Annotated in this window: 7 protein-coding genes; 2 read left to right on the forward strand and 5 right to left on the reverse strand. The window is 70.0% G+C overall.

The window, feature by feature from the left end; genetic code table 11:
* Positions 1-11: 11 nt before the first annotated feature.
* Both NX1_RS04735 and NX1_RS04740 read right to left on the reverse strand, forming a co-directional pair.
* The gene (locus NX1_RS04735; protein WP_245668320.1) at positions 12-1757 is read right to left on the reverse strand and encodes a protein kinase domain-containing protein; all 1746 of its coding nucleotides are present in this window, start codon (positions 1755-1757) and stop codon (positions 12-14) included.
* Between the two features lie 78 nt (positions 1758-1835).
* Positions 1836-2756: an LLM class F420-dependent oxidoreductase gene (locus tag NX1_RS04740; RefSeq protein ID WP_068054565.1), complete on the reverse strand. Its 921-nt coding sequence runs from the start codon at positions 2754-2756 to the stop codon at positions 1836-1838.
* Positions 2757-2907: 151 nt separating this feature from the next.
* Between NX1_RS04740 and NX1_RS04745 the strand changes: the two genes are divergently transcribed.
* Positions 2908-3393: a gluconokinase gene (locus NX1_RS04745; protein ID WP_068054356.1), complete on the forward strand. Its 486-nt coding sequence runs from the start codon at positions 2908-2910 to the stop codon at positions 3391-3393.
* A 244-nt stretch (positions 3394-3637) separates the two neighbouring features.
* Positions 3638-4270, forward strand: a complete 633-nt coding sequence (locus NX1_RS04750; RefSeq protein WP_169812183.1) for a hypothetical protein — start codon at positions 3638-3640, stop codon at positions 4268-4270.
* 65 nt (positions 4271-4335) lie between these two features.
* On the opposite strand, the gene NX1_RS04755 is transcribed toward NX1_RS04750, so the two are convergent.
* The 3 genes from NX1_RS04755 to NX1_RS04765 all read right to left on the reverse strand — a co-directional run bounded on the left by NX1_RS04755 (position 4336) and on the right by NX1_RS04765 (position 7263).
* Positions 4336-5136 carry a M50 family metallopeptidase gene (locus tag NX1_RS04755; RefSeq protein ID WP_068054363.1) on the reverse strand — a complete coding sequence of 267 codons (801 nt, stop codon included), beginning with the start codon at positions 5134-5136 and terminating at the stop codon, positions 4336-4338.
* A 61-nt stretch (positions 5137-5197) separates the two neighbouring features.
* Positions 5198-6250, reverse strand: coding sequence for a Gfo/Idh/MocA family oxidoreductase (locus tag NX1_RS04760; protein ID WP_068054366.1), 1053 nt, complete (start codon positions 6248-6250; stop codon positions 5198-5200).
* A 71-nt stretch (positions 6251-6321) separates the two neighbouring features.
* A complete protein-coding gene (locus NX1_RS04765) occupies positions 6322-7263 on the reverse strand; it encodes a tellurite resistance/C4-dicarboxylate transporter family protein (protein ID WP_245668321.1) in 942 nt (313 codons plus the stop codon).
* Positions 7264-7283 lie beyond the last annotated feature (20 nt).

Here is a 7283-nt window from a genome sequence, read left to right on the forward strand (position 1 = left end):
GGGAAGCGGCGTCAGCCGCGGTGCAGCGTGCCCGTGATGGTGCCACCGAAGATGCCCGGCGTGCTGTAGGACAGCGAGCCGTCCGGCTGGAGCCGCACCGTGGAGGTGGAGCCGCTGTCGGCGCAGTCGCCGGGGCTGTCGGCGGTGAGCCGCGCGACGAAGGTGAGCTGGTTCTCGGTGGCGGCGGTGAGCCGTTCGATCCGCCCGCATCGCTGCCGGGACAGCTTGCCGGTATTGGAAGAGGTGGCCACCTCTTGCCCGACTTCGCCTTGCTCGACGGTCAATTCGATGTCGAAGGTGACCAGGCCGTCCGCCGCGGTGCCGCGCCAGGTGCCGATGAAGGCCTTCGGCACGCTCGTCGCGGCCGCGCCGGTCGCGGTACCGGAAGCCCCGACGACCGGGACGGCTGACGCGGACGCCCCGCTTCCCTCGGTGTCGCCGCCTGACCCGCGCAGCTGGATGCCGATGACGAACGCGCCGAGCGCGACCACCACGCAGGCGATCAGCAGTCCGGCCAGCAACGGGCCGCGCCGAACACTTCGGGTCGGTCGGCCTGCGGTGCTCGCACCCGCGGGCGGGGCGGCACTATGCGCTGCGAGAGGCCCTTGTCGCACGGGTTGCCACTGCGAATTCGGCCCGGATTCCCCTTGCTCCCATGGTGTTCGGCCCGCAGGCGAAGCTCCGTGCTGCTGAGGCGGATAAGCGTTCCATGGCTCGCCCCGATGACCGGCTCCATCCGGCGGCGGCGCACCGGCGATCGTCGGCCGACCGAGATCCTCCCCGACGGGCGCGAAGAAGCCGGGAGGTCCGCTCAGCTCGGCGGGCACGTCCACCGGCCCGAAATCGAGGTCGAGCAACCGCACCGCGCGCACGCTCACCTCCTCCAGAACCGGTGCGGGCAGCCATCCCGCGCGCTCGGGCACCCCGAGCGCGGCCAGGTCGTCGAGCAGCCGATGTGGCGTCGGCCTGGCGACGGGATCCTTGGCGAGGCACGACGCGATCAAGGGCCGCAGCCGATCCGGCACGGCGTCCAAGTGCGGGTCCTCGTACACGATGCGCCACAGCATGTGCATCGTCTCGCCCGTGCCGAACGGGCCGTGCCCGGCGGCGGCGAACGCCAGCACGCCGCCGAGGGCGAACACATCGCTCGCCGGACCGACCGGCTCGCCGGTCACCTGCTCCGGGCACATGAAACCCGGTGAGCCGATGACCTTTCCGGTGGTGGTCAGCGCGGTGTCCGCGACGGCGCGCGCGATGCCGAAATCGATCACCTTGGGCCCGTCCACCGCGAGCAGCACATTGGACGGTTTCAGATCGCGATGCACCACCCCGGCCTCGTGCACCGCAACCAGCGCCTCGGCCAAGCCGTGAGCGAGCACCAGAAGCGTGTTCTCCGGGAAGGTGCCGAACCGCTCCACCGCCTCGGACAGCGCGAAGCCCGCCACATAACCGGTCGCCAGCCAGGGCGGGTCGGCGTCGACGTCGGCGTCGAGCACCGGGGCGGTGAAGCGCCCGCCGACCAGTCGCGCCGCCGCCACCTCGCGCCGGAACCGGGTCCGGAATTCGTTGCCGCCAACCAGATCCGGTCGGATCACCTTCACCGCGACGGTGCGCCCGCCCGCGTTGCGCCCGAGATAGACCCGCCCCATTCCGCCCGCCCCGAGGACGCCGAGAAGCCGGTAATCGCCGATCCGTCGCGGATCGTTCGTGCCGAGCGGTTGCATCGCGCAGTCGGTTCCCTTCGAACGGTCGAACATCGAAAGGCTACCGACCCGGACCCGGCGGCACCGAGCGGCGCGACGACCCCGGTTCGAGGGCAGCCGCGCCGCGCGGCGTCAGAGCTGGGACTTGACCCTGTCCGCGATGAGCTCCAGGTGCGCGAGGTCGTCGAGGTCCAGGATCTGCAAGTAGATGCGGCTCGCGCCGATCTCGGTGTAGCGGCCGATCTTGTCGACCACCTCGTCCGGCGTTCCGGCCAGACCGTTGGTCTTCAGCTCGTCCACCTCGCGGCCGATGGCGGCGGCGCGACGGGCGACCTCGGCGTCGTTGCTGCCGACGCAGGCGACCAGGGCATTGGAGTAGACGAGGTCGTCGGCGCGGCGTCCGTACGACTCGGCCGCGGCGCGGACCCGCTCGAACTGGCGGGCGCTGCCCTCCAGCGAGGCGAAGGGCATGTTGAACTCGTTCGCGTACTGCGCGGCCAGCCGCGGCGTGCGGGTGGCGCCGTGGCCGCCGATCAGCACCGGCAACGGGTCCTGCACCGGCTTCGGCAGCGCGGGGGAGTCGGTGAGCTGGTAGTGCTTGCCGTCGAAACCGAAGGTGTCGCCGGGCTTGGTCGCCCATAGACCGGTGACGATCGCTAGCTGTTCCTCGAAGCGATCGAACTTGTCCGAGGGGAACGGGATGCCGTACGCGGCGTGCTCCTCGGCGAACCAGCCTGTGCCGAGGCCGAACTCGACGCGGCCGCCGGACATCCGATCGACCTGCGCGACCTGGATCGCCAGCGGTCCGGGCAGCCGGAAGGTCGCGGCGGTGACCAGCGTGCCCAGCCGGATCCGGCGGGTCTCCCTGGCCAGGCCCGCGAGGGTGATCCAGGCGTCGGTGGGGCCGGGCAGACCGTCGGAGCCGCCCATGGCGAGGTAGTGGTCGGAGCGGAAGAACGCGTCGAACTCCAGATCCTCGGCGGCTTTCGCAACGGTCAGCAGGGTCTCGTAGTCCGCGCCTTGCTGCGGCTCGGTGAAGATGCGCAGTTTCATGGAGTCCATCGTGCCCGAGGGATCTGGGTGATTCGCGCCGTGCACCCCAGGGAGTGGCCGATGCCACTAGGGTCGGCTGCGATCGCACCGGCGCACGTCCGTCTTCGAGGAGGACCCCGTGACTCGAGCCCCCGTTCCGCGCGTCGTCGTCATGGGCGTCTCCGGGGCGGGCAAGTCGACCATCGGCGGCAGGCTCGCGCACGCCTTGGGCGTCCTGTTCGCCGAGGGCGACGATTTCCACCCACCGGCCAACGTCGCGAAGATGCGAGCCGGTGAGCCGCTCACCGATGCCGACCGCGTCCCGTGGCTGGACAGCATCGCCGCCTGGCTGGGCGAACGGGCGGCCGAGGGCGGCGTCGTCAGCTGTTCGGCACTGAAGCGCGACTATCGGGATCGGCTGCGGGCGGCCGCGACCGACGTCCTGTTCCTGCATCTGACGACCTCGCGCGAAGAGCTTGCCCGCCGGATGTCAACGCGCCGCGACCATTTCATGTCGGCGAGCCTGCTCGACTCCCAGCTCGACACACTGGAACCGCTCGGCGCCGACGAACGAGGCATCGTCGTCGACGCCACCCGCGCGCCCGCGGACCTGGTTCGGGAGACGATCGCGGTACTGGTCAGCGCCCGCCCGACCTGAGTCTCGGTTATCCGGCAGCAGCGGTAACGTGTGGCTCCGCGGGCGGGGTACCTTGACGTCGTGGTGACAGCAAGCGGCCCGACGATCAATTGGACGAAGTGCCTTACCGTTCAAACCATTTCGAGTTCAAGCGGAGGGATATCGACATGTTTGCCGACACCTGGCAGGTCGCGACTCGGCGCGCCCCACGATGGGTTCGAGGATTTGCTGTAACGACGCTGCTACTCAGCGGGATGGTTCCTGCATGATCGCTCTCCCACGAGCTGCGTACATCCCGTTCCGTCGAGAAACCGGATACGATCCAGCCGTCGAGATGGCAGCCGCCTTCCTGGAGCGTCTCGGCGCCTGCTCGTCCGCGATCGTCATCGTGCCGCAGAAAGGCACTCTCGACTATTCGGGGCCACTGAAGCAGTACGCACGGAACCGGACGATCCTCACACCCCGGAACTCGAATCAATCCCCGATCGGTCTAGGTCACCCGGCCCTGGTCTACGCGCCCGCGCTGAAGGAACTCGAGCTGGCGACCAGATACACACGCGACAGTCCGATCGCGGTCGTCGAAGACCAGTTCTTCTCCTGCGCCCGTTGGGCGGACGAAATAGGTGCGGTGAACCTCGTAGAACTGAGGATTCACTCCACGGAGCGATCGGTCGCACACCAGCGAATCCTGGAACGGATCGACTTCGCGGGCGACAGTGGATGGGCCGACGCGCCCGGAAAGAGGGATCTCATCCGGCATTTGGGCGAGCTGGCGGAGATCGACGCGCTCGACAAGGACGAGATTCTGGCCTACCAGCTCATCCGCGGGAGATACAGGTACTCCGAGTTCTTGGCGCGCCTCGGCGAGGAGATCGACGGGTTCCAGCACCGGTCGTGAGCGCGCCGATCCGGTCCAGCGGGCATTGGGGCCCAAGCCGGGACCGGCGAACAGGGTATGCGGAATCACGGGGCCTGTACGCTGGGCGGCGCGCATTCGCCGGAGACCACCGGCAGGCAGATCCCTGTCGCGTCCGACAGCATCAGTCCGCCGCCGAACAGCAGCGCGGCCAGCGCGAGCGCCCCGAAGAAGAGGACCCACAGCAGTGCCGGGATGTGGGTCAGGCGGGCCAGTTGATCGGCGTCGGAGTCGACATTGCCCGGCTGGCGCCAGCGGTGCACCCGCCCGCGTTGCATCTCGATGACCGGACGCAGCCCTGCGAGCAGCAGGAACCAGGCGGCGAGGTAGGCGAAAGCGGCCTGCACCGTGTCGGTTCCGAACCACGACACCGCGAACACCGTGGCGCCCAGCGCGAACACCGTGAACAGGCCGTAGATATTGCGGACCTTGATCAGCACGGCGGCGAGCAGCGCGATGGACGTCCACAGCATCAGCGTGATGCGGTCGGCGCCGAGCAGGGCGGCGAAGCCGAGGCCGAGCAGCGGTGGCGCGGGATAACCCGCCATGGCGGTGAATATCATGCCGGGGCCATAGGGTTTTCCGCTGGAGACGGTCAGCCCCGAGGTGTCCGAATGCAGCGTGATGCTGTTCAGCCTGCGTCCGGTGAGCAGCGCGGTGAGCGCATGGCCGCCTTCGTGCGCGATGGTGACGACGTTGCGGGTGAGGCGCCACAGCGGGCTGTAGCCGACCAGCACCAGCGCCGCCACCCCCGTGACGACGACCAGCTCCCAGGGCGGCGGGGTCTGCGTGGTGGTGAGCCGATCCGCGATGGAGGCGCCGCGGTCGACCAGTTCGGCGGTGTTCACCGCCGCACCCTATCGGTCGCGCGCCGGAATCGCACCGGGTCGGACCCGCGCGGGCGTCCGTTCAGGTGAGTGGTACGGGCGTCCCGGAGCCGGACGAGCGCCGCGCGGCCTCGAGCACCCGCAGCGCCGCGACGGCGTCGCGCGGATTCACCGGCACCGGCGCGCCGTCGAGGATCGCGGCGGCCATCTCGGCGTAGAAGGCGGGGTAGTCGCCCGCCAGCGTCGGATACGGCGACAGATCCGGTTCCGCGCCGAGCAGTCCCCACCGCTCGGAGTCGACCGAGCCCCAGTCGTCCTCGCGCGGGCCGCGGCCGGCGCGCAGCGCTTCTTCTTGCGGGTCGAGGCCGTAGGTGACGTAACCGGCCTCCGCTCCGAGCACCCGGAAGCGCGGGCCGAGCTGGGGCGACACCGCGCTCATCCACAAGTGCGAACGGACACCGTTCTCGTGGGTCAGCGCGAGGAAGACGTCGTCGTCGGTCTGGATGCCGGGGCGGCGACGGTCGAGTTCGCCGTACACCGAGCGGACCGGCCCGAACAGGGTGAGCGCCTGATCCACCAGGTGGCTGCCCAGATCGAAGAGCAGACCCGCACCCTCGGCGGCGCTGCCGATCTCCCGCCATCCGCCCTTGGACACCGGACGCCACCGCTCGAACCGGGACTCGAAGCGTCGCACCGTGCCGAGCGTGCCGTTCTCGACCAGTGCGCGGACCGTCCGGAAATCGCCGTCCCAGCGCCGGTTCTGGAAGACCGACATGGCGACGCCCGCCCGATCGGCCCGTGTCACCAGCTCCTCGGCCTCGGCGACGGTGACGGCGAACGGCTTGTCCACCACCGTCGGAATCCCGGCGTCCAACGCTCGCGCGGTCAGCGGCGCGTGGGTGTGATTGGGCGTGGCCACGACCACGAGGCCGATGCCGCGGAGGTCTTCGAACAGCGCGTCGGCGTCCGGGAACACCCGCACCCCGTCGTGCGCGCGGCGAGCCTGCTCGGCTCGCTCCGCCGATCCGGTGACCACCGCCGCCACCCGCATCCGCGGCTCCGCGGCGATCAGCGGGGCGTGGAACACCGCGCCCGCCAGACCGTATCCGACGATTGCCACCTCCAGGCTGCTCATGCCGCCGACGCTACCGCCCGGGAACAGTGCCCCCGCGCAGCGGCACGGAGCGCTCGACGCGACGGGCTCGCTCAGCGCGCGCGGTTGGGCGCGAAAGTGGTTCGGTCGGTGATCAATGCGACCAAGGTGAGCAGCCAGGCGCCGACCGCGATCACCAGCAGCAGCCTGCCGAGCAGTCGCAGGCCCGCCGCGTCGATCGCGGCGCCGGTGGAGAACGCGGCGACCGAGGTCATGCCGAGCGGGAAAACCGTGGCCCAGCGCCGGATGTCGTATTGCCGCCGGGGTCGGACGGCCTCGGCCAGCAGCAGCACCGTGTATCCGAAGAGGTTGAGCCCCAACACGATCAGTGTGGTCACCCGAAGGACGTCCTGTGTGACGCCGGTCCACTGGTGCGCCGCCACGAGTTTTGCGCCCGCCAGTGCCGAGATGGCCAGCGCACCGGTAGCCACCCAGTGATCGCCGGCGCCGGTCCAGACCTGTCCGACATCGAAATACGCGAAGGCCGCCAGGTAGAGGCACAGCCCGACGGTGAAGAAGACGAGCGCCACATACAGCAGCCAACCCAGGCCCAGCGCGGTGGCCAGCGTGGCCGAGAGCACCGCGACACCTTGCGTCGAAACGCACACCAGGAACACCGCGCCCGGCATGCGCCGATGCCAGTGCCGCAACACGGTGGTCAACAGCACCGGCCACTCCACCGCGGCCACCACGAGCAGCAGCGCGGCCACCGCCTGCCAGCCGAGCAGCGAGATCCGGGTGCCGAGCACCGTGGTCGCCGCGACCGCCGTCAGCGCGGGTGGGGTATCGGCCTCGGAGGCCCAGCGAGGGCGGTCGCGTACGAAGCGGGTGACGAAGTCGATCGCGAGCAGCGTCCACACCAGGGCGGCGATGGTCAGCCAGATCCACGACAGCACTTCGTATCCGGTGAGATGCAGCCCGATCGACACGATGCCGGTGGCCATCACGAACGCGCCCGCCGCCGGGGGCCACTCCTGCCACCATCCCTGTGCCACCCGGCTATCACAGCCGGAAA

It is taken from the genome of Nocardia xishanensis NBRC 101358 (assembly GCF_001613365.1).
Classification (GTDB): domain Bacteria; phylum Actinomycetota; class Actinomycetes; order Mycobacteriales; family Mycobacteriaceae; genus Nocardia; species Nocardia xishanensis.